The organism is Parasphingorhabdus sp. DH2-15, assembly GCF_051668705.1.
Classification (GTDB): Bacteria; Pseudomonadota; Alphaproteobacteria; order Sphingomonadales; family Sphingomonadaceae; genus Alterisphingorhabdus.
Genome location: NZ_CP196351.1, coordinates 2,601,570 through 2,628,003, shown reverse-complemented (window position 1 = coordinate 2,628,003; position 26,434 = coordinate 2,601,570). Strand labels below are relative to the sequence as shown.

Genomic DNA, 26,434 nt, shown 5'->3' with positions numbered 1-26,434 from the left:
GCACGCTCCCTATCTAATCTCTTGCTAACAGCAAGACAAGATTGGGTTATTGGCAGGACAAAATAGCGCCATTGCGGCGATGTGCGGCGACTTTATGGCAAGCCGCGCAGTGCTTACATCGCCATTTTGCTTATCAGTTTAGCCAACCTTGCGCCCGGTACCAGCTGACAGTGTCTTCCAATCCTTGCTGCGTATCGATGGCGGGGGACCATAAGGAGGCAGGCGGTCGCCGGGACGGTTCAACTGTCCAGTCCGGCCAGGACAGATAGCGGGCTCTGTCCGGCGTCAATTTGGCGGCAGAACCGCGGACCATGCGGTCCGCCCGCGCTGCGGTTTTTAACAAAGCCGCTGGTGCGTTGAGGGTTAGTAATTTGTCGCGGCCAACGGCATGGCCAACTGCACGAGCAAAATCGCGATGATCCCATCCGCGCAGCGTATCATTGCCTATGCCGTCATCTGCTTCCCAGATTGTGCGGGCCGGACCATGGCCAATCATGGCGAGTAACAGCAGGGCCATATCATCGACATGGATAAGCGAAACACGGCCTTTGGGCGGCAATAGGGCCAAGCCTTTTTGTGCCAGCCTGAACATATCCAGAAATTCCGTGTCGCCGGGGCCATAAATGCCTGGCGGCCGGATGACTGACCAGGGCAGGACGGACCTTGTTACCAAAGTCTCGCCTCCTGCTTTGGATCGGCCATAATCAGAAAGTTCCGGCTGGCGTGCAGCCAATGATGAGACATGAATGAAATGCGGGTCACCTGCCTTTTGCGCTGCGCTTAACATATTGGCGGTGCCCTTGATATTGCCCGCGTCAAACAGGGCAGGCGTGGGCGCGTTTACCACCCCGGCAATATGCAGCACAGTATCTGCGCCATGGCATAAAGCATCCAGCGCGGCTTGATCGCTCAGTGCGCCCTTTACCCATGCCAGATTCTTGCGATCCTCTTGTGTCCGGCGAGTGAGGGCGCGCACTGCATAGCCTTGCTCAAGCGCCAATTCCATGGTGCGCCCACCCAGAAAACCCGTGGCGCCGGTTATGGCTATGGTCATATCCTGCATCGCACCAGCCCTATGTTAAGCCGTTACACAGGTGACCATGGCGCTGCGCCACCGTCCTCATCATTGCTGCCATCATCAGTGGTGTTGGGCGTTTCCAGCATGGTGGATTTGGGCAGATAATCAATCACCCGGTCGAGCAGCTTGTCCATATCACGGCCTGACATGGCAGAAATAACAGACACTCTTTGCGCGCCTGAATCTTCCAGCAAGCCTGATAGATAATCGCTTAATTCTTCATCAATGGCATCAGCTTTATTGAGCACAACCAATTGCGGCTTTTCCGCCAGCCCATAGCCATATTCCTGCAATTCTTCCTGCACGATATTATAGGCTTTCACTGGATCATCGCCATCGCCGTCAATCAAATGGATAAGGACACGGCAACGTTCGATATGCCCTAGAAAACGGTCACCAATACCTGCACCATCTGCGGCGCCTGCAATCAGACCAGGAATATCTGCCAGCACAAATTCGCGATGTTTATGGCTCACCACGCCCAGTTGTGGACGCAATGTCGTGAAGGCATAATGGCCCACCTTGGCCTTGGCGTTGGTAATCTGGTTGATAAAGGTCGATTTACCAGCATTGGGCATACCGAGCAGGCCGACATCCGCAAGCAATTTCAAGCGTAACCAAACCCATAATTCCTGACCGGCTTCACCGGGCTGGTGCTGGCGCGGTGCGCGGTTGGTTGAGCTTTTGTAACTCAAATTGCCGCGTCCGCCTTCGCCGCCCGTCAACATTTTAACCTGCTGTCCGACTTCGGTAAGGTCTGCCAAAACGGTTTCTTTGTCCTCGCTCAACACTTGCGTGCCGACCGGAACCGGGATGACCAGATCATCTGCGCCCGCGCCTGTGCGCTGCTTGCCTTGACCGCCTTGACCGCGCGGCGCTTTGAAATGCTGTTTATAGCGAAAGTCGATTAAGGTGTTGAGGCCCGGCACGGCTTCCAAAATAATATCGCCGCCTCTGCCGCCATTGCCGCCATCGGGACCGCCATATTCGATATATTTTTCACGGCGAAAGCTCACCGCGCCGGGGCCGCCAGCTCCGGATTTAAGATATATTTTGGCCTGATCTAGAAAATGCATAGCTGCCCTTTATGCGAGACTGCCGCAATATGCCAGTGTGATTGATAGACAGCCGAATAATTGCGGCTGTTCAATCGCCTGATCAATCGCCCGATCAATCGTCTGGCCAATATTTATTTTGAATGTGTAACCAATCGATGTCTTGATGCGAAACCGCAGTATAGATTGAAAAATACGATAAGTAAAAAATTGGGAGTTAATCATGGCCTTTACAATCAAACGTTTCTCACTGGCTTTCGCGACAGTTACTTTGGCTTCAATAGCCACTATGCCAAGTGCATATGCAGATGCTGGCCCTGATGAGGCTGCAAATATCTCTGTAGTGTCAGCAGCCGTAACACCTGTCATAGCCGCGCCGACTGGTCCGTCTTCATTGTCTGACTTTTCATTCAATCTCGACGATCAAGCCGGCACCATAGGTGTTAGCGGTGAAGCGGCACCTGCAGAGGAATATCTGCCCTCACAAATTCGCAGCGGAAACTTCGGCGCCGAAACACTGAACCCGCTTAACACGGTTCCACGCTCATCTGGTGATGTCGCAGCTTATCGCGAAGGCACAGGTTATAATCTGGTCAATCAGAATGAAGCTGAATTTGGCGAAATCTCCGAGATTTCTGGCGATGTCTTTGGCCCAAGAAACCGCATACGTCAGGTTAACCGCGCAGCTTCATTCCGGATCACGCTGTAAAACGCATTAATTGCGGTCCGATACAATAAATTACAAATCGGTAATATTTTTTGTAACCTAAATAGGATTAGTGTCGAACCGTATAGAGTAACGAGATTGCTGCTCCTCGCTCTCAACTCCTCCCTCACCCTGTGAGGGGCAGCAACATTAGAGAACCCGGCGATTTTCCCCCTTTTGATCGCCGGGTTTTTCTTTGTCTAATGAATATCGAACAATTGCAGCGAGATAGCCTCAAACCGTTTCGCTTAGTCTTTGCGTCAACCACTGGTATTGGCTGGTTCAGATGCTACTGGAACTTGATCAGAGACATTTACGTCGTCTGCGGCATTGTTGCCATAGCGCAATTGCCAATCAGCCAAAGCCGCCTGATAGGCTTCATAATCAGCATAAAAGCGATCATAAATCCCTTCAAGTCGTGGCAGAGCACCGCCCGCAAAGGTGATGAGATTTTCCCGATCACTAATGGCGAGTGCTTGCTGCCCTAATGTTTGTATGGTCTGACAGAATTCCTGCTTAACAGGTGGGAAGGAGAAGAAGTTATAGACCCGTGTTGTATGGGTATCGCGGATTCTGCGATAATTGCTGCCATGTTCGCGGCGGAATTTGCCTTCAATGGCCGTGTTCGCGCTTCTGAGCGTTGATCTATGTTTTTGCAGGAAAAGGTTATAATCGGTCGCGATATTTGCATAACCGTCTTCAAGGCAGCTTAGACCGCCAACATTATAGGCAGCGCGGAAATGCCATAAGGTTTCCAACTCACCCAAATCGCGGTTGATGGTCAGTCTTTTGCCCTCTGCATTCAAAGCAGGCACCACCAGCGAAGTGGATGCCCCCAAGGGCGGCAATGGAATGGAAGGTGGCGCAACCACTACCGGCGCTGGCGGCGGTGGTGGCGGTGGGGGTGGTGGAGGTGGCGGTGCACAAGCGGCCAAAGCAGCCACGGCCAGAACAACAAGGGACAGATTTTTAAACGCGCGCATTTGGAACCCCAATATAGTCTTATGCTATCTTTGATCTCGTGCAGCATATTATGCAAATATTGGTAGAGCTTATGAAACAAGTGATTGGTGCGCAAGCAAAACCCGCAGACAGTTTCGCATCTGCGCCAAACTGCGTCATGTGCCTTATCTTGATTTATGTGCAGCCCTTTGTGGGCAAATGACCAACAAAAAACCCGACAAAAATCCGTGAGGAGTAATGCCGGGCTTTGAATGTGTGCTGCTTCTTTGCAGGATGTATGTTTATTCTTGGCTGCCCAATAGGCTGAGCAGGAACTGGAACATATTGATAAAGTCCAGATACAGGCTAAGCGCGCCCATGATGACCACTTTGCCCATCATATCCGTGCCAGCAACATAGCTGTACATGCTTTTCAGGCGCTGTGTGTCATAGGCCGTCAGACCAGCGAAAATCAGAACGCCCAGCAAGCTGATGATAAGATCCAGCGGACCGCTGCCTAAGAACATGTTAAGGACAGACGCCACGATCAGGCCGATAACGCCCATGATCAAAAAGCTACCCCAACCAGACAGGTCTTTCTGCGTGGTATAGCCAAACAAGCTGAGCCCCGCAAAAGCTGCCGCGGTCGAGAAGAAGGCCAAAGCCACTGATCCGCCTGTATAAACCAGGAAGATTGTGGATAGGCTGAGGCCCATCAAAGTGGCAAAGCCCCAGAACATAAGCTGCAATGTGGCGGTCGAAAATTTGTTCTGACCAAAGCTCATCGCGAAAACGATCGCCAGTGGCGAGAGCATGATAACCCATTTCAAAATGCCAGGACCGGCGAAAACGGAATAGGCCATGCTGTCCGTGCCGCCCCAAGAAAAGAGCAGCGCGACGATACCTGTCAGCAAAATGCCGCTGGTCATATAATTATAGATGGACAGCATATATTTGCGCAGTCCAGCATCAAATTCCGCTTCACCCATAGTGTCGCGGGGTGTTGCATAAGGTGACCCGGGCTGGCGGCCACCCGTCATGCGTGGATCAAACCGATTGTTCATATGCATTCGCTCCTTTGCATCGACATTAGCGTCGAATTACACTCAATATCGTGTATTTCACAGCAAAATTCAAGCATTGATGCATGGAACATAGCAATAACAGTCTGTCGTTCGTCGAACTTTTTGGTAAACACTCTCTATGCGATTATTTTTTGCGCTTGTTCCACCAGAACCAATTATGCGTCAGCTGCTGCTTTGTCAGGGCGGTGTTTCTGCTGCACGCTGGCAAGATGCTAGCCAATTACACCTTACTGTGCGTTATCTTGGTAAGGTGGATCGCCATATAGCCGATATGCTGATCACCATGGCAGAGAGTGAGCAATGGTTATGTCCGCCAGTTACATTGAACGGCATGGGATATTTCCAGCATAAGGGGCGCATTGACCAAATATGGGCTGGTGTTGCGCCGCGTGATGGATTGCTGGCGATGCACAATACATTGGACGCGATGGCTGTACGCTGCAGGTTGCCGCCAGAGCATCACAAATTTATACCGCATATAACTATGGCCAGATTATCCGCTGCTGCCCGCGGTGCGGAGGCGTTTGTTGCTGGTCACTCCGATTTAACGAGTGAGCCCTTTGTTTTTAACCGGCTGATAATGTTTGAATCTATTATCGGGCATAGAGGCGCAAGCTATCATCCCATTGCAGAATGGCCAGTGGCTGAGTGCTAGATAGCGTCTGACTGGCTAACAGCTTTATGCCATATTGCTGCCTTGAGCGATGTAATCGCGCATGGCGGCGGCTTCCTGTTCGATCATCTCAATCCGGTATTTGACCAGATCGCCGATGGATACAAAACCTCTTAAAACCCCGTCATCAACGACAGGCAAGTGACGGATACGCCGCCGTGTCATTAGTGATAAGGCGGCCAATATGCTGGTGCCGGAGGTGATGGTCACAGCAGGAGCGGTCATAACCTCTTTTACTGCATGTTTCAGCACTGTATCGCCGTCAGAGGCAATGCGATAGACCAGATCACGCTCCGAAAATATACCTTGCACTTGCCCGTCACGCAGCACGGGCATCGCACCTATGCGTTTCTCGGCGAGACGTTTCACCACCGCATATACAGGCTCGTCACACTCACAACTCACCAAATCATGGCTGGCATTTTGTTGCAGAATAATCTCTATCGTCATGGCATCATCTCCCAAATGCTTCCGGCCCAGCACCTGTGATAGGGAAGATGGACCGAAAGACCCTTTGCGAACCGTGATAATGCGGACCGAATCGCCGCAATTTGGTTTCGCAAGCACAACATCGTTTCACAAATTGCCCGAATTGCAAAATCTGTTGTGTCCTGTACCGTTGCGCTCATGCTCATATTGGCTATATTACACGGTGCAAATATACCGATTTGCCGCCATGAAAGCCTGTCTTGCCCAAACCATCTAATCTCGACAATCCTGAAATCGCGGCTTTTGCCTGGGGACGCTTTCGCAGGATGATGCGGCTTATGGGCCTTATTACGCTGGCCGCAATATTAATCGGTTTTGCTTGGCTCTATTGGCAGCACGGTTTTGTTTCCGTCCATGTTTATATCGGCGCGGCCTTGGGTATCGGGGTGACGATCATGCTCACTGGCTTGCTTATGGGTCTGGTGTTTCTTTCACATGGTACTGGCCATGATGAATCTATCGATGACAATATTGACGCTGACTGGCAGGACAATGAGAATTAGAGTAATGCGCTCGCTAACTTAGCATAGCGCATTAGTTTTTCTCATAAGCGCGATATTTCAGCTTCATTTCGCCATTGGCAGGTACAATAGTGCGCCATATAGGCAAGCCGTCGCGTTTAAAGGTGCGTTGACTAAAGCGCTTATGCTCATAGTCATCATAACCAGCAAATTCAGATTCTATGGTTACAGGATGCGGATTGGCGTTGCGCACGGTCAGAACAAACTCCTCCCAGTCCTTACCCTCTTTGTCACCATAATCGATATCGGCTGTAACATTGTCCGCACCGCCCAGTTCCAGTTCCAGTTCCTCGCCGATGGCTTTGTCGCGGATATTGTCTTCACCGACCAATTGCCGATAACCCAATGCGCGCTGGAAAAAGGCGAAGCTGCCAGAAGGAAGCGGCTCGCCTAGTCCTTCTTCTTTCTCATTCTGCATGCGGAAGATACGGGTAATGTCATCCAGATCATCCTCGCCTTCAACATATAATTCGTAAATAATTTCTCCCTTCACACCGCGCTTATTGAGGAAGGCGACCTGTTTCTGACTGTTTGATGCAACCGTAGTGGGGAAGGGAATGCGATAAAGCTTGAGGTCGCCCAATGCCTCTTGATCGGCAATCCGGCTTCCTGTGACGATGATGCTATCCGCGGCAGATTCAGAGAATCGTGCTCGAGGGGCAAAAGCCATCACGGGCTGAGGTGGAGGGGGAGCAAAAAGTGCATATCTGCGCTTCTGATAACGATAACCCGAAAACTGCCCGGTGGTTCCTTGCGGCCAACAGCGATAGCGTATTGGCTGCGAACCTTGCTCATAGAGCGAGTCTTCGTCATCATCTTCTTCGCGATATACCTCACCCGCTACGGCGTTGGCGCTGGCATCGATAAAACTTGTAGCATCGCCCGATGCCATGGTCAGCCAGCCCAATATATCGACGCTGGTGCCATCATCATTTAGTTCAGCGACATAATTGGCCTGCCAGTCAAAATTGGCCGCCAAATAGGTGAGGGTTATGGTGTAACGGCCGCCCGGTTGATCGGGCATGGCGACGGACAATGTCGGTTTGGCGGAGAGGTTTTTGGGTGCGCGATCAAATACCAATGTCTGGTTTAGCCCAGTACAGGCCACTGCCTCATAACCCGCACTGGTTTGTATCAATAGCTGATCGCTGCCTGAGCGGATGGTGGCGCGTTCTTCGGTCACTTCACCGGTTGCCGCATTGGTGCGTTTTATGGTGACGTGCTGACCGGTAAAATGGTCGAGCAGACCGCGTTGGCTCAGCAGATTCGCATCTTGGTTTTTCTCTTCAATACCTACGTCTTTGACCAAAGCACTGGCCGGTTCAATGCCGCTTGCCACGCCTTCGAAACGGACAGTGGCAGGGCCAGGCGGCAGCGTTACTGTCCGCGTCTCGCTGATCAGGGCAAAGCCTTCCAGATAGTCCAGTTCAAACTCCCGCCCATATGCAGACGATCCGCGATAGATGGAGACCTCCACTGAATCGGGAGTGTCCGATGTGACGGTGTTTGGCACTGCTGCCTGTACAGAAACATCCTGCTGTGCGGAAGCAATGGCGGGAGTAAGCAACCCCGCAATCATAAGAAAGAGGCGCGATATATGCGGCATATTAATAGCGCGTATCAAAGGTCACAGTGACCACTGTCTCACCATTGGCAGGCACAGGGACTTGCCACACGCGCGTATTGGCGTTGCGTTGTGCGCCCTTGATGCTTTCGCTCGGCACCCGCGTATCACCCCAATAATTGTTGAGCCCTGATTGTGCCAGATCAACCGTCACTGCTTTGTTGCTGGCATTGCTAACAGTATATTGCATTTGGGTCCGGTAATAGGTGACCGAACGGTCAACCTTTATAGTCTCGCTGCTGCCGTCATCCTTGGTAATGCGATAGCGATAGGATTCTTCCCATTCGCCGCTGCTGATCCGGCTGCGGTCGAGCACGACAGGCTGCACTTTGATGTCAAAAGCCTCACCCGTTGCAATGGCCAGATCAGAGCCGCCGGGCGTATGGCCAATGGCGCTTTCACCCGTAAATTGTGCATTGCCGCGCTTGTCGCGTTGATAGACCCGCACAATACCGGCGGGCAGGGCATCCCCTAATCCACCTTCGCGGCTGGTAGAGAATTTCAAAATGGTCTGAACGCTCTCGGCTTCATCTTTATTGGAATAGAGCCAGCCATTTGTATATTGATAGCCACGCGATGCCGCTGCGCCAGCAACATCCAGAAAGCTGACCTGCTTTTGCTGGGCATTGGCGATGGTTGTGCGCTTTTCCAGTGGATAGATATAAAAGTCGCCAAGCCGTTCGCGATTGGCGCTTTCGGTGCCCGGATTATTACCGCGTATCTGGCGATTACGGTTGCGGTTTCCGTTCCGGTTAAAATTGTTGCGGCCCTGCTGAAGAGTGGCAACTTCGCCGGCCACCAGCAATGTATTGGCGTTGGTGAAAGTGGTGCCGGTATTGTTGGTCAGCGTTATCCAGCCCTGTACATCAATCGCGCCCTTGGCTTCATCAAACAGGGCGACATAATCAGCGCGCCAATCCAGTCCGTTGCTAAGATAGCTGAGCGATAACGGGCGTTTGCCCGCTGTCTTGGAATCTACAGTGACAGACAATGTTGGCTTGGCACGCAAATTGGGCGGAATACGGTCAAAAATCACCCGCACTGGTAGGCCATCATCGCGCAACACTTCAATACGGCTGCCAATTTGCATGACTACTCCGCCATTAACCGCCAATATTTTCGCGCGTTCACGGGTTTCGGCGCCGGTCGCCGGGTTGGTGCGCAGCAAGGTGACATTTTGCCCTACAGCCTTGGCCATTAATGCGCCGGGTGAGAGCAGATCAAAATCGAAATTCTGTTCCAATATGTCGAAATTGCTGCCGTTCAGCGTGACTGTTTCAGGGCGGATTTGCGCCGAAACATCGGGAAAGGGAATACGGGTCATGCCGTTGGGCAGTGTGATTTGTCGTTCGTCACGGATCAGCGCCTGACCGCTATTATATATGGTGACCGATACATCGCCTTGCGCAGATTTTTCCTCTGCACTGGTCTGCGCATAAAGCGCCGGACTGGCCAATATTGCGACTGCCGCAGTGCTGATGAAAGCGGCACATAATATGCCTGCGCGCCGGCGTGCCGGATTTGTAATGTAACCGGACAATGCGGCTATTGCCAATGTGTTACGCTGCTGATCCCTTGCCATACCCATCTCCCTTTTGACGTGGAGAATGTCATATCTCGATCGATATGAACAGGAGAAAAACCAACGGGACGGGCAGCGTTAATGCGCTGGGCCTGATGGGTTAAGCCGTTGACTAGCGATTATGTTGTAAAGCCAATTTCAGGTTTATTCTGCTGCTACAGCTGAATCAGCACCATCATCACTGGCTGGTTTACGCTTGCGCGGTGCACGCTTTTTGGGCTTGGGCTTTTCCTCTTCGGCGGCACAATCGCTGCTGATGGAAGGGGGCAGAACATTCGCATCCAAAGTATCGGCTGACTCCGATTTGTCCACGCTCTTGTTGCTGCGGCCGCGCGGTTTGTCGTCATCTGCCGGTTTGCGACGTGCACGCGGACGACGACGCGGTTGATCGTCTTGATCCTGCTCGTCATTGGCTGCGCCTTGGCTGGAATCTGATCCGCCGTCATTGCCGCGGTCATCATCGTCATTGCGCGCATTATTATCACGATCATCATCGTCTTGATCATCGGCATTGCGGCGAGGACGTTCTTCCTCACGCTTGGCGCGGGCTTCGTCCTGACGGGCTTTATTGTCGGCCAAAACGCGGAAATAGTGATCGGCAAATTGCAAATAATATTCGTGGTTTACACGGTCGCCAGCCATTTGCGCATCATGCGCCAGCTTTTTATATTTTTCCAACAATTGGTTGGCGTTTCCACGTGCGCGATTGTCAATGCGGTTGCCACTATCGACACCACCGCGATTACCACCATTGTTGCGATTATTATTGTTGTTACGGCCACGGCGACGGTTCGGGCCTCTATTGTTATTGTTCACGTGTTCGCCAATCCTTGCAATTACTTATTGGGCGAGCGGTCAAAATCATGCAGGGCTGACCATTAAAGACTGGATTCGCTTGCAAAAAGACAGTGCTGGAAACCAGCCGCAAAATTGTTCTAAATTGCAAATGTGCGTATCAGCCCAGAGGGTCAAAAACATCCTTTAACCGGGATTATGCAATAGGCTGACACTAATGTCCTGCCTTTGCGTCTTTATGACTAGCGCGGTCATTGCCGCTTGCCAAGGGAAAAATTGTATAGTTTTATAAGCGCCGCTTTTATTGAAATAATCCGTGCCGCTGGCGGATTTTATCTGCCCATGCTGGTTAGGCGGCCTGATGATAGCTTTGGTGAAAGGGGGATATCGAAATGAAAATGTATATCAAAAGTGTTGCCGTGGATGATCAGGCAAAGGCCTTGGCTTTTTATACCGAGAAGCTGGGTTTCGTGGTGAAGCATGATATCCCGCTAGGGGAGTTTCGCTGGCTTACTTTGGTATCGGCTGAAGAACCCGATGGTGTGGAATTGGCTTTGGAGCCCAATCAACATGCCGCGACACAGGCCTTTCAGGCGGCGCTTATGGCAGATGGTATTCCGTTCACGGCATTTAGCGTTGATGATATCCATTCCGAGATTGCTCGGCTGGAAAGCGCTGGCGTTAGAGTGACGCAGCAACCGGTCAAAGCAGGCGACGTTACAATGGCGACCATTGATGACACATGCGGCAATTTGATTCAGTTGCTTCAGCTGAGTTCTTAAATTCCGCGCTGTATATAGCCGCCAATGGGTTGTTATGCCCGCATGACGATAGCGCGGGGAATATTGGCAAGATCATTATAGGCCGACCATGACAGGCCTACTTGCTTAGCCATATTGCCGACTGCATCAAGTTGACCCCTGCCGATTTCAAAGATCGCGATGCCATATGGGGTTAACATATCGGCTATTTGCGGGATCAAAATGGCATAGTCATCCATTCCCTCAGGCCCTGCAAATAAGGCTGAACCAGGTTCAAAGTCGCGCACTTCGGATGCAAGCTCCGCCGCAGACTCGACATAGGGCGGGTTGCACAAGATCAGATCATAGCGGTTATTATGTTTGTCTTGCCAATGGGCTGTGCGCCAGCTTTGGTGCTGGGTCTGGCATCTGTCAGCAAAACCCAAATTCGTTATATTTTGCTCGGCAATGTGTAAGGCCTGTTCACTGGCATCGATGGCTACACCCTTTGCGTCGGGCCATTCGCTGAGCGCAGCGCAAATCAACGCGCCAGAGCCTGTGCCAAGGTCCAAAATTGTAGCAGGGGCTTGCGCTTTACATTCTGCCAATGCCGCCTCAATCAAGGTTTCACTATCGCCGCGCGGGATCAGCACATCAGGCGTGACATTTAGAGTCAGACTCCAAAACTCCGCTTTGCCTATAATATAAGCAATAGGCTCATGGGCCAGCCGGCGCAGCAATAACGGGCCGAATAGGGCCGGTGCCGGATCGTGCATCTTGTGTAGCAGCATGGCCCCGCGTTCCATATTCAGGGCATGGGCCATTAACAATTCAGCATCTAGCCGCGCCGTATCGCTAATAGCGGCTAGCTGCTCCGCCGCATGGCGCAAGGTGTTTGCTATTGTGGTCATAAAGAAACCGGCATCGGTATCGCTACAAATCCGTCAGCCATTGGCCAGATTGGCGAGACGTTCGGCCTGGTCTTCCGCGATAAGAGCATCGGTTAGCTCGCTAAGGCCAGCGCCTTCCAAAATCTCTGACAGACGGTGCAGCGTTAGGTTGATGCGGTGATCGGTCACACGCCCTTGCGGAAAGTTATAGGTGCGGATGCGCTCTGATCTGTCGCCTGAACCGACCATGGATTTGCGTGCACCGGCTTCTTCTTCGGCAATGCGCAGCCGCTCTTGCTCATAGATACGGGCGCGCAGGATTTTCATCGCTTTGGCTTTGTTCTTATGCTGGGATTTTTCATCCTGCTGGCTGACCACTGTGCCGGTCGGGATATGGGTAATCCGCACCGCGCTATCCGTAGTGTTAACATGCTGTCCGCCAGCGCCTGATGCACGAAAGACATCTATGCGCAGGTCCTGATCGTTAATGTCAATGTCCACATCTTCCGGTTCGGGCAGAACGGCCACGGTGGCGGCTGATGTGTGAATGCGTCCGCCACTTTCGGTCACTGGCACACGTTGCACGCGGTGCACGCCGCTTTCAAACTTCAGCTTGGCAAACACGCCTGTGCCCGTGACATTGGCCACAACCTCTTTAAACCCGCCTTGGTCCGCAGAATTGGCACTGATCATTTCAATCCGCCACCCTTGCTCCGCAGCGAAACGCTCATACATGCGGAACAGATCGCCCGCGAACAAAGCCGCTTCATCGCCGCCCGTGCCTGCACGGATTTCCAGCATCGCCGGGCGTTCATCCGCACTGTCTTTGGGCAATAGTTGAATCGCTAGGCTATGTTCGGCTTCGGGCAATTGGCTTTGCAGATCGGAGAGTTCTTCTTCTGCCATCGCTTTGATTTCGGCATCTTGACCGGCCTCGGTCACCAACCCTTGCAACACCGCCATCTCTGCACGCAAACGGCGCACTTCGGCTGCGGCCTTGGCCACTGGTTCGACCTCGGCATATTCTTTTGATACCGCCACAAAGGCATCGCCATCCAATGCACCAGATGCCATTTTGGCCTGCAGCTCATCAAAGCGTGCCTCAATCTGTGCGATGCGTTCGCCAGAAATTTGCGGGGTCGTGGTCATTGCACTTTAGCCTTTAAGCCATGCGCGGTTATCAAAGAGTGAAGTAATGCGATCATCTGCTTCATCGCCTTGCGCACTCAAGCCTTGTGTCTTTTCGCCATCACGGACATCCAGTGAGGCAATAAAACGCGGAGATGTTTTCACCGCTCTATTATAGCGTTTTTTAGGACTGCCTGTAGCGAAGATTTCTGCTGACACACCGCCGCGGCGCAATTGGGAAACCAACGCCATAGCCTCGCTTTCACGATCACGGTTTTCCGCAACCACAGCGACATCGAGCTTTGGCGTCTGCAATGCGTCCAGCAGCATCGCCAGCCTTTCTATACCCGCTGCCCAGCCAACAGCCGGTGTCGCTGGGCCGCCCATATTCTGGATAAGGCCATCATAGCGGCCACCACCCAAAACCGTGCCTTGTGCGCCCAGCCGACCGGTAACAAATTCAAAAGCGGTGTGGCGATAATAGTCTAGCCCGCGCACCAAGCGGCTATTGCGCTGCCACGCAACATTCGCAGCGTCCAAACCGCTTGTGACGCTGGCGAAAAATGCAGCGGCCTCATCAGACAGAAATTCATCAATATCCGGCGCGCTATCGGCAATAGGGCGGTCCTGCGCCTCCTTACTGTCCAATATGCGCAGCGGATTGCTCTCCAGCCGGTTTTGCGAATCTTCTGACAGTTCGCCCTTATGCTTTTCAAAATGGTCGACCAGCGCAGTGCGCCATGCTGCGCGCGTGGCACTGTCGCCCAAAGTGTTAAGCTGCAATGTCACGCCTTGATCGATGTCGAGTTCTTTCAGCAATTGATCGGCCATGACCAACAGTTCCACATCAGCTTGCGGCTCCGCTGCGCCGATAATCTCTGCATCAATCTGGTGGAATTGACGATAGCGCCCTTTTTGCGGGCGTTCATAACGGAATAGCGGGCCATGCGTTGCCAGTTTGAGCGGGGCGTGTTGCTGCCAACCATTGGTCAGATAGGCACGTGCGATACCGGCGGTAAATTCTGGCCGCAGGGTTAGGGAATCGCCGCTGCGGTCGTCAAAGCTGTACATTTCTTTGGAAACAACATCGGTGCTTTCACCGAGCGAACGCGCAAAAACGCCGGTAGCTTCAAAAACAGGCAGTTCTGCACGCTTGAAATTATAAAGCCGGCGTACGCGGTCAAATGTCTCTACAACATGGCCGAAACGTTCCTGATCTTCGCCAAAAATGTCTTGTGTGCCGCGAATGGCGCTGGGGATATTGTGTTTTGCCATGAAGTAGCTCGTACCGTAAACGCCTTGCGCATTATATGTTGAAGGGCGAGCCTTTAGCGGGTTTTTTGCAAAACCCAAAGCCTCGCTTTAGGAAAATCTGACCATATACTTGCGCCTATGGCCTTGTTGATGCCAGATATTATTGTATCTGGCACATAAATATAACTAGCATCATATTGCTATCCGGTGCGCCTATCGGCGTAATTTTTGAGAAAAGGTATCTGTCTCAATGCGTTTCAAAACACTCTCACTCGCGAAATCTGCCTCTTTATTGGTTGTGTCTGCACTGGCATTGACCGGCCCAACATTAGCGCAAAAAGGCAATAGTGAGCCGATTGAAGAGCAAATAGTCGATATTGTACCGGTGGCACAGGATAAGGCGTATCGCGGAGTTATGCGCCTTAATATTGATGCCAGAGATATAGATCGCGCAATCTTCCGCGTTGAGCAGGATATTCCTGTGCCGCGCTCTGGCCGTTTCACTTTGCTTTATCCGGAATGGTTGCCAGGCAATCACGCTCCGCGTGGGCAGATTGAAAAGCTGGTTGGCCTTACCTTTACTGGCAATGGCGAGACATTGAAATGGACGCGCGATTCGCTGGATGTTTATGCACTTCATATTGAAGTGCCGCGCGGGGTGAAGACCATCAAAGCCAAATTCCAATTCACCTCTGCAACGGATCGTAGGCAAGGGCGCGTTGTCGTTACGCCCAATATGATGAATTTGCGCTGGCATGCCATGTCGCTTTATCCTGCGGGATATTACACCCGCAATATCGACGTTTCTGCAACGGTGACCTGGCCACAGGGCTGGCAGGATGCATCGGCCATGCGCGCACGCAGCAAGCAGGGCGATACTGTGACATATGAGACTGTCGATTATGATACGCTGGTTGATAGCCCGGTATTTGCCGGACGATATTTTAAGCGCTGGCAATTGTCCGATAAGGTCGCGCTGAATGTTGTTGCCGATGCTGCGGAAGATCTGGAAGCCAGTGAAGAGCAGATAGAATATCACCGGCGGCTGGTGCGCGAAGCGCGTGCGCTGTTTGGGGTAGAGCATTATGACCGCTATGATTTCCTGCTCGCCCTGACAGAAGAAATGGGCGGAATTGGCCTTGAGCACCACCGATCAAGCGAAAATGGTGTTAATCGCGGCTATTTCACAGAATGGAAATCAGGTGCAGGGCGGCGCGGACTTTTGCCGCATGAAGTGGTGCATAGCTGGAATGGCAAATATCGTCGATCAGAGGGTATATGGGCTCCGGATTTCCGCACAGAAAGCCGCGATGATATGCTATGGGTATATGAAGGGCAGACGCAATTTTGGGGATATATTTTATCAGCGCGCTCCGGATTATTTTCCAAACAGCAAACGCTGGACGCCCTCGCCAATGTCGCTGCATCGCTTGATCAACGGGTTGGGCGGACATGGCGGCCATTGGCAGATACAACCCATGACCCGATTATCGCTGCACGACGGCCAAAGCCATGGACAAGCTGGCAGCGTTCGGAAGATTATTATAATGAGGGTATGCTGATCTGGCTGGAGGCTGATGGTATCATCCGCCGCGAGAGCGGGAACAGCAAATCGCTTGAAGATTTCGCCAAGCTCTTTTTTGGTGGACGGGAAGGTGATTGGGGCGTGGTGACCTATGATTATGACGATGTTGTCGCCAATCTGCAAAAAATACAGCCTTATGATTGGGACGGTTTCCTGCAAGAACGGGTTTATTCGACAACCAAAGAAGCGCCGAAAAATGGTCTGGAAATGGGCGGTTACCGCTTAGTCTATAGCGACAAGCCGACTGACTTCATCAAAAACCGTGAAAAGGGCAGTGGCGGCGCTGATTTTACGTATTCCATAGGCATGTTTGTCAGCCGCAGTGGTTCCATCAACGCGGTGATCTGGGATTCCCCTGCATTCAAGGCAGGCTTGACCAATGGGCATGAGATCATGGCCGTAAATGGCAAGAATTTTTCAACCGGTGCGTTGAAAGAAGCGATAACAGAGGCCGCTATTGCCGGTTCGGAGCCATTAACGCTGCTGATCAAAAAAGGTGACCGTTTTAAGACGGTTTCTATCGACTATAGCGGCGGCCTGCGCTACCCGCGCCTCGAAAAGACGGGTGAGGGTGATGGCAGTCTTGATCTGCTGCTCGCTCCCAAAACCCTGACTGCTCAGTAATACAGCATATCAAAACCGGCCCTATTCAGGCCAAAGAGAGATTAATCATGCAAATAAATGCCATCCCCATCGGTAAAAACCCGCCTAACAACCTGAACGTCATCATCGAAGTCCCTGCGGGCGGTGAGCCGGTAAAATATGAATTTGATAAGGATTCCGGTGCAATTTTTGTTGACCGCATATTGCATACGCCGATGCGCTATCCTGCCAATTACGGATTTATACCGCATACTTTATCACCTGATGGCGACCCGCTGGACGCTCTGGTAGTTGCACGCTCCCCTTTCATTCCGGGCGCTGTTGTCCGCTGTCGTCCAATTGCTGTGCTCAATCTGGAAGATGAGCATGGAGGCGATGAAAAACTGGTCTGTGTGCCTGATACAGCGACCTTCCCTTATTATACTAGCGTGCGTGAGCGTGCCGACCTGCCTGACATTGTCTGTCAGCAGATTGAGCATTTTTTCACCCATTATAAAGATCTGGAAAGCGAAAAATGGGTCCGCGTCGGCAAATGGGGCGATGCTGATGAGGCACGTCAGGTTGTGATTGAGGCAATTGAACGCGCGCAAACAGGGTCATAAACACGGATTGCTGATGCAAATGCAGCGCTCATTCTGCATTCATCTATCGATATTAGGCTGATTACATATATAGTCGGCTTCGTGCCGGTTATAGCTGTTAAGATATTGGTTTCTGAATATTGGGCGAAAGGCGATCATATGCTGCGAAAGACATTCATTCCATTAAGTGCGGTTTTGCTGGCTGGTTTTGCGCCTTTTGCTGTCTCTGCGGATACGGATGATATAGCAATTGAAAGCGAGCAATCGGACAAGGCTCCGGTTCGCAATCAAAAGGCATATGATCGTTTGTTTAAGGGCAAAATAGCGGGTGAGCCGCGCGACTGTTTGCCCACCCTTGGCAACGCCACCCCCATTGCAGTCGGGGAAGACATTATAGCCTTTCGTCGCGGCGATATTGTGTATCGCAACAATTTGCGCTCAATTTGCCCGGGCCTGAACAGCAAAAAGGACATTCTGATACCGGTCATACGCAGCGGGAATGTCTGCAAAAACGATCAGGTCAGGCGGGTCGACCGCTTTACTGGCATACCCCGTTCGCTCTGTGTGCTTGGTGAATTTGTGCCATATAGTAAGCCTGACAAAGACAGTGATGAGAGCTGAGTTCAAAAACTCACCATATTGAGGCTATTGCCCTCTGGAAATTCTGCTCTGGCTATGCTTAAGCGTAAAGCAATTGTAAGGACTCGCTTAATTGCAGGTTAGCCCCTGCGTTTTGGCGTAACAGACAGGACTTAACCGGAAAGGGTCTCCTCTCAAAATGAATATTCATGAGTATCAGGGCAAAGAATTGCTCGCCAAACACGGCATCGCTATTCCAGCAGGACATGCTGCATTGACCGTTGAAGAAGCGGTTGCTGCTGCAGAGAAATTGCCTGGCCCGCTCTATGTGGTGAAGGCACAAATCCATGCCGGTGGACGCGGCAAGGGCAAGTTCAAGGAATTGGGCGCTGATGCAAAAGGCGGTGTCCGTCTTTCCAAATCCATTGATGAAGTGCGCGAAAATGCCGCAGAAATGCTGGGCAATACATTGGTGACCGCGCAAACCGGCGATGCTGGTAAGCAGGTAAACCGTCTCTACATCACGGATGGTGTTGATATTGCCGATGAATATTATCTCTCCATGCTGGTTGATCGTGCCACGGGCCGCGTTGCCATGGTTGTCTCAACCGAAGGCGGTATGGATATTGAGGCGGTTGCGCATGACACGCCGGAAAAAATCACCACCATCACCATTGATCCTGCGCAGGGCTTTATGCCGCACCATGGCCGCGCTTTGGCCTATGCGCTGAAGCTGGACGGCGCGCTGAACAAAGCGGCGCAGAAACTGGGCAAGCAGCTTTACACTGCCTTTATGGCGATGGATTGCGAGATGATGGAGATCAACCCGCTGGTGGAAACCGAAGGCGGCGAATTGCTGGTGCTCGACACCAAGATGAGTTTTGACGGCAATGCGCTTTATCGCCACCCCGATATCGAAGCGCTGCGCGACGAGACAGAAGAAGACCCTGCCGAAGTAGAAGCCAGCAAATATGATCTGGCCTATATTAAGCTGGATGGCAGCATTGGCTGTATGGTCAATGGCGCTGGTCTGGCCATGGCGACCATGGACATCATCAAATTGAACGGTGCATTCCCTGCCAACTTCCTGGACGTAGGCGGCGGTGCAACAACCGAGAAAGTAACAGCTGCGTTCAAAATCATTTTGGCTGATGAAGCGGTTAAAGGCATTTTGGTCAATATTTTTGGCGGCATCATGCGCTGTGATACCATTGCAGAAGGCATTGTTATCGCTGCGAAAGAGGTGGAACTGGATGTGCCGCTGGTGGTCCGTTTGGAAGGCACCAATGTCGATAAAGGCAAGGAAATTTTGGACAATTCCGGCTTGCCTATCGTTAGCGCCAATGATCTCGGCGATGCTGCACAAAAGATTGTTGCTCAGGTGAAAGAGGCCGCATAGCACGCGCTTTTTTGCCGACAGAGTGTTAGGTTGACGTTCACGTTAACGTCAACTATATACATTAGCAGATGTTACGGGCAGCGCGGCATGAATCGCGCTGTCTGTCCATAGGAAGGACCGAACCAACATGAAAATTCTGGTGCCCGTAAAACGGGTTATTGACTATAATGTGAAGCCGCGCGTGAAAGCGGATGGCTCTGGCGTGGATCTCGACAATGTTAAAATGTCGATGAACCCTTTTGACGAAATCGCTGTTGAAGAGGCGATTAAGCAAAAAGAAGCGGGCAAAGCAGAAGAAGTGGTTGCCGTTTCTATTGGCCCCGCAAAAGCTCAGGAAACGCTGCGTACGGCATTGGCTATGGGCGCGGACCGCGCGATTTTGATTTCCACTGATGAAACTGTTGAGCCATTGGCGGTCGCCAAATTGCTGGCCAAAGTGGTGGAAGAAGAGGCACCGCAAGTTGTTATCTTGGGTAAGCAAGCCATTGATGATGACAGCAACCAAACCGGCCAAATGCTGGGCGCTTTGCTCGGCTGGGGTCAGGCAACCTTTGCCAATACGGTAGAGATTGATGGCGGCGCGGCCACTGTGGCGCGTGAAATTGATGGCGGTTTGCAGACCGTGAAAGTCAATCTGCCCGCTATCATCACTGTCGACCTGCGCTTGAATGAGCCACGCTATGCCACTTTGCCAAATATTATGAAGGCAAAGAAAAAGCCGATGGATACCAAATCACCAGATGATTATGGTGTTGATATCACACCGCGCCTGAAAACGCTGAACGTTTCAGAGCCGCCCGTCCGCTCAGCCGGTATCAAGGTGGAAGATGTGGACGCGCTGGTCGCGAAACTTAAAGATATGGGAGTGGCATGATGAAAACACTCGTTCTTGTCGAACATGACAATCAATCGGTAAAAGACGCTACTCTGGCAGTGGTCACCGCTGCGGCAAAGCTGGGCGAAGTCCATGCCTTGGTTGCGGGGTCCGGCTGTGACGCGGTTGCGCAACAGGCTGCCAAAATTGCTGGCGTTGCCACTGTGCATGTTGCTGATGATCCGGCTTATGCCAATTTGCTAGCCGAAAATACGGCGCCGCTGATCGCTGACCTGATGGGCAACCATGATGCGTTTTTGGCACCGGCCACTACCACGGGCAAAAATATCGCGCCGCGCGTTGCGGCCTTGCTGGATGTTATGCAAATCTCTGACATTTTGTCGGTTGAGAGTGCCAACACATTTACGCGGCCCATCTATGCGGGCAATGCCATTGCCACGGTGGAAAGCGCAGATGCCAAATTGGTCATCACCGTGCGCGGTACGGCCTTTGATAAAGCAGCAGCCGAGGGCGGCAGCGCGTCGGTTGAAGCGGGTTCCGGCGCTGGCGATGCTGGCCTGTCTGCTTTTGTTAGCGAAGAAATTGCCGAGAGTGAGCGCCCTGAATTGACCAGCGCCAAGATTATCGTATCGGGCGGCCGTGCCTTGGGCTCTTCGGAAAAATTCGAAGAGGTCATCACGCCTTTGGCCGATAAATTGGGTGCAGGTATCGGTGCGTCGCGTGCGGCGGTTGATGCAGGCTATGTGCCCAATGATTATCAGGTCGGCCAGACCGGCAAGATTGTCGCTCCAGAAGTCTATGTCGCTATCGGCATTTCCGGCGCGATCCAGCACCTTGCGGGCATGAAAGACAGCAAGACCATCATCGCGATCAACAAAGACGAAGACGCACCGATCTTCCAAGTTGCCGATCTTGGCCTTGTCGCCGATCTGTTCGATGCTGTGCCGGAGCTTACTGGTAAGCTGTAACAAGCATCCCCGCAAAAGCGGTCATAATGAATTAAAAAAGCCCCGGCAGAGCAATCCGCCGGGGCTTTTTTATATTTATTGCTTATGGCCCGTTCATTTGCAGTGCCTAGGCTTTTTTATGAGGACTGATTGATCGCGCAGATTTGGAGGAGATTGAGCAATGCCTACCGTCAGTAGATCATTGGCTCGGACAGTTTTGGCTTTCGCTATTGGTATACTGTTAGTGACACTACATAATCCATCATATGGCAAAGCGCGGAAGCATGAAGTCCTTGACCCTATTGGGCAATGGGAAGTTACAAGTGATCGGATACAGTGCACCGCGACTCGGGCATTTGGCGATCCCAAAGCGCCTACCACATTGATTTTGCAGAAAAATGGCCTAGGGTCAGATTTTTACGTGGAGATATCCGGCCGGATTGCCAAACTTACGGCTTGGGATGAAGAGGCTGCTTTATCCTTTGGATCGCAATTTGGTGAACATATCATCAGCTATGATAGTGGCCGGTTCGGATGCAAGCACAGTTTGAAATTCAATTCCGGATTGCGGATTGATATAAAGGCAGCAGCATATTTTGAAGAAGATGGTCAAAACTATGCCGATTGGCTCGCGGAAAATACCGCATTAGAGCGAGAGGCGCAGGGGCAGGTAAAATCAATATCTATCCGTAATGCTGGCCGATGGGACATTGATTTGAATAGCGGGTCATTGGCCGATGTGTTCTTGTTGCTTGATAATTGTATGCAAAAAATGATTGCCAATATGGGCCTCAATATTGCCGAGCAGAAGCAGTTAAAATGACGACCCAGAGCGAATGTGCAGAAGCGTTGGTTGTCACCATTACTGGCATATAATTACGATTATGAATATGCATCTGTCATCTATAGAGTGATCGTGGACAAGTCAGGCAGAGCGCGCGATTGCATAACCGAGCCGGGGAAATTGGCACGAAACTTTTATAAAGATGTTTGCCGAGAGATATTACAAAATAGCCGATTTACTCCTGCAATAGGCAAAGACGGCAAGGCGCTAGAATCTTATTATATCAGTATGGCGAGGTTTTTTGTCTCGTAATTAGGGAATGATCTCAACGCTGATGGGGGTATGATATCATAGCAAGACTTTTGTGGTTACTATTCCTGCGTCGGTGAAGCTGCCGATCCGGCCAGCAGTCCGCCATCAATGGTGAATTCGCTGCCTGTAATATAGGCTGCTTCATCGCTGGCCAGCATGGCGCAGATAGCGGCAACCTCTTCGGGTTCACCAAATCTTTTCATCGGCGTATCGGCCACAAATGCCGCCTTATTTGCGTCGCGCTCCGGCCCGCTGCCCAGCATAGGCTCCCACATTGGTGTCAGGATGGCCGCGGGGTGAACGCTATTACAGCGGATATTCCAGCCCTGTTGCGCGCAATAGAGCGCGACCGATTTGCTATGGTTGCGAATGGCTGCTTTGGAGCTGGCATAGGCCGCTGCAGCGGGGATGCCTACCATGCCGGAACGTGATGAAATGTTGATGATAGCGCCTTCGCCTTTGGCCTTCATCGCGCGGATGGCATAGCGGCAGCCCAGAAATGTGCCGTCCAGATTAACGGCGTGGACCGCGCGCCAGTGTTCAAGCGCGGCATTCTCTGGGTCGTGCGATACCATGCCCTCTTCAAAGCCGGTTACACCCGCATTATTGACCATGATGTCTATGGCAGGCACGTCACGCTCCAATGCGCTCCACGCGGACTCGTCGGCAACATCAAGATGGCGATAATCACAGCCAAGAGTGTTGGCCATATCGGTGCCGCAATCATCATCCTTATCTGTCAGAATGACAGAGGCGCCTTCGTCAAGAAAGCGCCTCGCAATGGCCAGACCGATGCCACGTGCGCCACCGGTAATTACAGCCGATTTGTCATTTAGCCGCATAATATTCTTGCCTCAAAATCACGCCGCTAAATGGCTGTATTTGCTGATCAGTTTTTCAGCATCTTGCCATATTTGGCTTCAAAGCCTGCAATGTCTGCTTTGGCAAGATATCCTGCCTGATCGACCCAATTGTCGCGGCTGATACGGCCTTTGAAGCTGCCCAAATGGCCATCAACTTCGGCAATATCTGCCTCACCCCATGCGGCGATTTGGTCAAAGCGGCTGACACCCAAAGAGTTTAGCAGGGTGTTGAGCTTTGGCCCGACACCTTTAATCTGGCGCAGATCATCGGGTTCACCAACCGCAGCGGCGATTTTCGGCTTACCTTCTGGCACTGCTGCAACCGCAATGGGTGCAGCGGCGGCTGCAACCGGATTGGCTTCGGCCTTGGCTAGATTGTCGACTTTCAATTCATCGCGGACAGGCTCCGGCTCGATCTTTGGTGCAGGCACTGGCTCTGCTACAGGCTCTAGAACAGGTGTTTGTGCTTCTGCTTCGGCGCTATAACGCGCCCAAATCCACCAACCTGTTGCCAAACCAAAGATAAAGGCCAGCAGGAATACGAACCAATTTTCTGTAATTAATGCAATCATTTCTGCCCCCTTATGCGTCCTTGCGGCCCCAGATCAGATAGGCGATGCCGAGACCGATCAAAAATACAACCAAAAGCAGCAACAGGCTTTCTAACAATAATGCCATGATTATTCCCCTTCTGGCGCAGTAGCGCTTGATGTTACACCAAATTCAATGCGGCGGTTTTCCGCTGCGCGTGGATTGGCTGTGTTTTTGAGTTTTGACGGGCCATAGCCCTTGGCGGTCAACTGTCTTTCCGGAACGCCGCGCTCTATCAGCGCAGCACGCACACGATCAGCACGATCTTGTGATAATGACGTGTTGATTTCAGCAGTGCCTGAAGCGTCAGTATGGCCGCCAATTTCAACCACTGTACCTGCACAAGGTTTCAGAGCCTCAGCCACTTCATCAAGAAGTCCTTGTGAGGTGCCCGCGATAAAAGCGCTACCAAGACGAAATTCAATGGTTTTGCCTGCAAGCAAACCATCAACATTGCCCTGACATTCAGCGACCACTTCTTCACTGGCGGGAGCAACATCGGTTGCTGCATTGCTATCGCTATCGGCTGTCGCTGTTGCGTCACCATCACTATCCGCTTCAGCACCATCTGCGCCTTCATCACCAGACCATGTAATAGAGCCAATACCATCAATGCCGGAAAGCTCTTTGGTAATGCGTGCTTTCTCTTCATCCGACACATCACCGCTTAGCGTGACGCTGCGCGATAATGCACCATTTGCAGAATAGTCAAAACTGACCCCGCTATCGCCAATGATGCTGCTGGTCTTGCCTGAAAGCGCATCGACAAAGGCTTGGCCGGAGCCGACCGCACTGTGATTTCCCCATGCCATCAGGGCCGTTGCGCCGGCGCCGATTAGGAATTTGGTCATACCGTTCATAGCTGATTTCCCCTTAATCCAATTGCAAACACGATAGTGTCCGAATAGCAGAGAGTCCAGCAACGCAGGAGTTTGTTAACCTTAACGGCAGGTCACTGCGGGTAAACAATAGTAAAACAACTAGTGTTGGCTTTAATCAGCGCCGGATTGGCCGCGTGCTATCTCTGCCAATTTGATAAATTCCTGACGCAGATATCCGTTTTGGCCATCTGCCATCTGTAAGATATCGTCAAAATTGAAATCTTTCAGATAAGGATCTGCGCGCAATTTTTGGCCAAAAGCAGCGACTGCAACGGCAAAGGCCATATCACCTTTTGGCCGTTTTGCTGTACGCAGCGTCTCGCCCTGCACGGCAAAGGCCAGCAATTTGGATGTATCTTCATTGGGCAATTTGTAGCGCAGTTTTACAAAAGCCATTTCGCTTTCGCGGCCACGTTCGACTTTCAGTTCGGTTTGCTCATAACGGCGTGGCTTGATCCAACCCTGCGCATCGGCGGGGACGACTTCGTAAATAGCCGTTACCTGATGCCCTGCGCCAATATCGCCAGCGTCGATTTTGTCATTGTCAAAATCTTCTTCGCGCAGCGCCCGGTTTTCATATCCTATCAACCGGTATTGGGAGATTTGCTTTGGATTAAACTCCACTTGCACTTTCACATCCTTGGCGATGGTGAACAGCGTTGACTGCATTTCATCGGCCAGCACCTTTTGGGCTTCTTGTGCACTATCAATATAGGCGTAATTGCCATTGCCATGATCGGCAGCCTGTTCCATCAGCGCTTCATTATAATTGCCCTGACCAAAACCCAATGTGGTCAGCGTAATGCCATCATCACGGTTGCTTTCGATCAGCTCAATCAAACGGTCACGGTCGCTAATGCCCACATTAAAGTCACCATCTGTGGCCATGATAACGCGGTTTACGCCATCCTTGATGCGGTTATCGCGGGCGATCTGATAGGCCAGCTTAATACCAGCGCCGCCTGCGGTTGAGCCGCCAGCTTCCAACTGGTCAAGCGCACGTTTGATCTTGCCTTTGTCATTGGTAGGTTCCAGCACCAATCCAGCGGCACCGGCATAGACAACTATCGACACACGGTCCTGATCCGACAGATTGTTGGTCAGCGTTTTCAATGCACTTTTTAACAGGGGCAGTTTATCCTGATTGTTCATTGAACCAGACACATCGAGCAGGAACACCAGATTGGCTGCAGGACGTTCGTCACGTGCAATATCATAACCGCGCAGACCAATACGGACCAAACGGCTCTCACTGTTCCATGGGGTTGTGGTCACATTGGTGGTTACGCTGAATGGCACGTCGCGCGATGACGGGCGGGCATAATCATAGCGGAAATAGTTGATCATTTCCTCTGTGCGCACCGCTGCCTTGGGTGGCAACTGACCCTGATTGAGAAAGCGCCGGACATTGGCATAAGCGCCGGTATCAACATCGACAGAAAAGGTCGAAACAGGTTCTGCGCGCACCAATTTTATGGGGGAGACCGTTTCGCCATCATATTTTTCACGATCATCTGGTCCAGGAACCAGCACAGGCGGCACATAATAACGGTTGCGCGTGCTGTCACCCGGAGCCGCTGCGACCAAATCTGAGGTGGCAATATCGCCGCTTAACGTTTCGGCCGTCACAGAGGTAACTGCAAGCGGGGAATCTTGCTGTGCCCCCGTGACACGTGTGGCAGAAACGACAATTGTGTCATTTTCAGGAGAGGCAACGCCTTGCGCAAGCACGGGCGGCGGAGGAGGCGGAGGCGGCGGAGCTGGCAGTGCTTCGCTGCTGGCCAATTCCGAACTTTGCTGGCCGCAACCCGCCACCAATGCTGTCAGAACCAATGCTGCGACAATAGAAAATCTGCGCATAATCTAACTCCCTCAATACCCAAAAGCCAAGATCCTCATCATGGTGCAACGA

Annotated in this window: 26 protein-coding genes; 11 read left to right on the top strand and 15 right to left on the bottom strand. The window is 51.9% G+C overall.

Translation table 11 applies throughout. The features are described 5' to 3' along the window. Window positions 1–133: 133 nt before the first annotated feature. On the bottom strand, window positions 134–1,063 hold the full coding sequence (locus ACR9YC_RS12260) for an NAD-dependent epimerase/dehydratase family protein (RefSeq protein WP_438728056.1): 930 nt from the start codon (window positions 1,061–1,063) through the stop codon (window positions 134–136). Window positions 1,064–1,086: 23 nt separating this feature from the next. Next, window positions 1,087–2,154 (bottom strand): GTPase ObgE, encoded by a 1,068-nt coding sequence (obgE, locus tag ACR9YC_RS12255; RefSeq protein WP_438728054.1) that lies wholly within the window; start codon window positions 2,152–2,154, stop codon window positions 1,087–1,089. 202 nt (window positions 2,155–2,356) lie between these two features. Between obgE and ACR9YC_RS12250 the strand changes: the two genes are divergently transcribed. Then, complete coding sequence (locus ACR9YC_RS12250) at window positions 2,357–2,842, top strand: hypothetical protein (RefSeq protein WP_438728052.1); 486 nt, start codon at window positions 2,357–2,359, stop codon at window positions 2,840–2,842. A 257-nt stretch (window positions 2,843–3,099) separates the two neighbouring features. Here the strand turns inward: ACR9YC_RS12250 and ACR9YC_RS12245 are convergent, their stop codons facing one another. Beyond that, a complete protein-coding gene (locus ACR9YC_RS12245) occupies window positions 3,100–3,822 on the bottom strand; it encodes a hypothetical protein (RefSeq protein ID WP_438728050.1) in 723 nt (240 codons plus the stop codon). Window positions 3,823–4,083: 261 nt separating this feature from the next. After that, window positions 4,084–4,845, bottom strand: coding sequence for a Bax inhibitor-1/YccA family protein (locus tag ACR9YC_RS12240; protein ID WP_438728048.1), 762 nt, complete (start codon window positions 4,843–4,845; stop codon window positions 4,084–4,086). Window positions 4,846–5,023: 178 nt separating this feature from the next. Between ACR9YC_RS12240 and thpR the strand changes: the two genes are divergently transcribed. Beyond that, complete coding sequence (gene thpR, locus ACR9YC_RS12235) at window positions 5,024–5,521, top strand: RNA 2',3'-cyclic phosphodiesterase (RefSeq protein ID WP_438728046.1); 498 nt, start codon at window positions 5,024–5,026, stop codon at window positions 5,519–5,521. 24 nt (window positions 5,522–5,545) lie between these two features. Here thpR and ACR9YC_RS12230 read toward each other — a convergent pair whose 3' ends face one another. Continuing rightward, window positions 5,546–6,106, bottom strand: a complete 561-nt coding sequence (locus ACR9YC_RS12230) for a CBS domain-containing protein (RefSeq protein ID WP_438728044.1) — start codon at window positions 6,104–6,106, stop codon at window positions 5,546–5,548. 122 nt (window positions 6,107–6,228) lie between these two features. On the opposite strand from ACR9YC_RS12230, the gene ACR9YC_RS12225 reads away from it, so the two are divergent. After that, window positions 6,229–6,531 (top strand): hypothetical protein, encoded by a 303-nt coding sequence (locus ACR9YC_RS12225; RefSeq protein WP_438728042.1) that lies wholly within the window; start codon window positions 6,229–6,231, stop codon window positions 6,529–6,531. Between the two features lie 31 nt (window positions 6,532–6,562). Here ACR9YC_RS12225 and ACR9YC_RS12220 read toward each other — a convergent pair whose 3' ends face one another. From ACR9YC_RS12220 to ACR9YC_RS12210, 3 genes are all read right to left on the bottom strand, one after another. Further along, window positions 6,563–8,155 carry a DUF4139 domain-containing protein gene (locus ACR9YC_RS12220; protein WP_438728040.1) on the bottom strand — a complete coding sequence of 531 codons (1,593 nt, stop codon included), beginning with the start codon at window positions 8,153–8,155 and terminating at the stop codon, window positions 6,563–6,565. A gap of 1 nt (window position 8,156) precedes the next feature. Next, window positions 8,157–9,755, bottom strand: coding sequence for a DUF4139 domain-containing protein (locus ACR9YC_RS12215; RefSeq protein ID WP_438728038.1), 1,599 nt, complete (start codon window positions 9,753–9,755; stop codon window positions 8,157–8,159). Window positions 9,756–9,899: 144 nt separating this feature from the next. Next, the gene (locus tag ACR9YC_RS12210; protein WP_438728036.1) at window positions 9,900–10,571 is read right to left on the bottom strand and encodes a DUF4167 domain-containing protein; all 672 of its coding nucleotides are present in this window, start codon (window positions 10,569–10,571) and stop codon (window positions 9,900–9,902) included. A gap of 371 nt (window positions 10,572–10,942) precedes the next feature. Here ACR9YC_RS12210 and ACR9YC_RS12205 point away from each other — a divergent pair, with 371 nt between their 5' ends. After that, window positions 10,943–11,332 (top strand): VOC family protein, encoded by a 390-nt coding sequence (locus ACR9YC_RS12205; RefSeq protein ID WP_438728034.1) that lies wholly within the window; start codon window positions 10,943–10,945, stop codon window positions 11,330–11,332. 32 nt (window positions 11,333–11,364) lie between these two features. Here ACR9YC_RS12205 and prmC read toward each other — a convergent pair whose 3' ends face one another. From prmC to hisS, 3 genes are read right to left on the bottom strand one after another with little or no spacing between them, the layout of a single operon-like run. Beyond that, entirely contained in the window at window positions 11,365–12,201 is an 837-nt protein-coding gene (gene prmC, locus ACR9YC_RS12200; protein ID WP_438728032.1) for a peptide chain release factor N(5)-glutamine methyltransferase, read from the bottom strand. 33 nt (window positions 12,202–12,234) lie between these two features. Further along, on the bottom strand, window positions 12,235–13,329 hold the full coding sequence (gene prfA / locus ACR9YC_RS12195) for a peptide chain release factor 1 (protein WP_438728030.1): 1,095 nt from the start codon (window positions 13,327–13,329) through the stop codon (window positions 12,235–12,237). A gap of 6 nt (window positions 13,330–13,335) precedes the next feature. After that, complete coding sequence (gene hisS, locus ACR9YC_RS12190) at window positions 13,336–14,583, bottom strand: histidine--tRNA ligase (RefSeq protein ID WP_438728028.1); 1,248 nt, start codon at window positions 14,581–14,583, stop codon at window positions 13,336–13,338. Between the two features lie 229 nt (window positions 14,584–14,812). Here hisS and ACR9YC_RS12185 point away from each other — a divergent pair, with 229 nt between their 5' ends. From ACR9YC_RS12185 to ACR9YC_RS12155, 7 genes are all read left to right on the top strand, one after another. After that, a complete protein-coding gene (locus tag ACR9YC_RS12185) occupies window positions 14,813–16,771 on the top strand; it encodes a M61 family metallopeptidase (protein ID WP_438728026.1) in 1,959 nt (652 codons plus the stop codon). 47 nt (window positions 16,772–16,818) lie between these two features. Then, entirely contained in the window at window positions 16,819–17,352 is a 534-nt protein-coding gene (gene ppa, locus ACR9YC_RS12180; protein ID WP_438728024.1) for an inorganic diphosphatase, read from the top strand. A gap of 138 nt (window positions 17,353–17,490) precedes the next feature. Continuing rightward, complete coding sequence (locus tag ACR9YC_RS12175; RefSeq protein ID WP_438728022.1) at window positions 17,491–17,952, top strand: hypothetical protein; 462 nt, start codon at window positions 17,491–17,493, stop codon at window positions 17,950–17,952. A 157-nt stretch (window positions 17,953–18,109) separates the two neighbouring features. Continuing rightward, complete coding sequence (gene sucC / locus ACR9YC_RS12170) at window positions 18,110–19,309, top strand: ADP-forming succinate--CoA ligase subunit beta (protein ID WP_438728020.1); 1,200 nt, start codon at window positions 18,110–18,112, stop codon at window positions 19,307–19,309. 127 nt (window positions 19,310–19,436) lie between these two features. After that, a complete protein-coding gene (locus tag ACR9YC_RS12165) occupies window positions 19,437–20,183 on the top strand; it encodes an electron transfer flavoprotein subunit beta/FixA family protein (protein ID WP_438728018.1) in 747 nt (248 codons plus the stop codon). Further along, window positions 20,183–21,112 carry an electron transfer flavoprotein subunit alpha/FixB family protein gene (locus ACR9YC_RS12160; protein ID WP_438731821.1) on the top strand — a complete coding sequence of 310 codons (930 nt, stop codon included), beginning with the start codon at window positions 20,183–20,185 and terminating at the stop codon, window positions 21,110–21,112. The genes ACR9YC_RS12165 and ACR9YC_RS12160 overlap by 1 nt, the downstream gene beginning before the upstream one ends. Before the next feature lie 160 nt (window positions 21,113–21,272). Beyond that, window positions 21,273–21,914 (top strand): hypothetical protein, encoded by a 642-nt coding sequence (locus ACR9YC_RS12155; RefSeq protein ID WP_438728016.1) that lies wholly within the window; start codon window positions 21,273–21,275, stop codon window positions 21,912–21,914. 332 nt (window positions 21,915–22,246) lie between these two features. Here the strand turns inward: ACR9YC_RS12155 and ACR9YC_RS12150 are convergent, their stop codons facing one another. The 4 genes from ACR9YC_RS12150 to ACR9YC_RS12135 form a co-directional block, all read right to left on the bottom strand. Further along, window positions 22,247–23,032 (bottom strand): SDR family oxidoreductase, encoded by a 786-nt coding sequence (locus ACR9YC_RS12150; RefSeq protein WP_438731818.1) that lies wholly within the window; start codon window positions 23,030–23,032, stop codon window positions 22,247–22,249. A 44-nt stretch (window positions 23,033–23,076) separates the two neighbouring features. Then, on the bottom strand, window positions 23,077–23,622 hold the full coding sequence (locus ACR9YC_RS12145) for a hypothetical protein (RefSeq protein ID WP_438728014.1): 546 nt from the start codon (window positions 23,620–23,622) through the stop codon (window positions 23,077–23,079). A gap of 108 nt (window positions 23,623–23,730) precedes the next feature. Next, on the bottom strand, window positions 23,731–24,501 hold the full coding sequence (locus tag ACR9YC_RS12140) for an OmpA family protein (protein ID WP_438728012.1): 771 nt from the start codon (window positions 24,499–24,501) through the stop codon (window positions 23,731–23,733). Between the two features lie 132 nt (window positions 24,502–24,633). Then, entirely contained in the window at window positions 24,634–26,382 is a 1,749-nt protein-coding gene (locus tag ACR9YC_RS12135; RefSeq protein WP_438728010.1) for a YfbK domain-containing protein, read from the bottom strand. Window positions 26,383–26,434 lie beyond the last annotated feature (52 nt).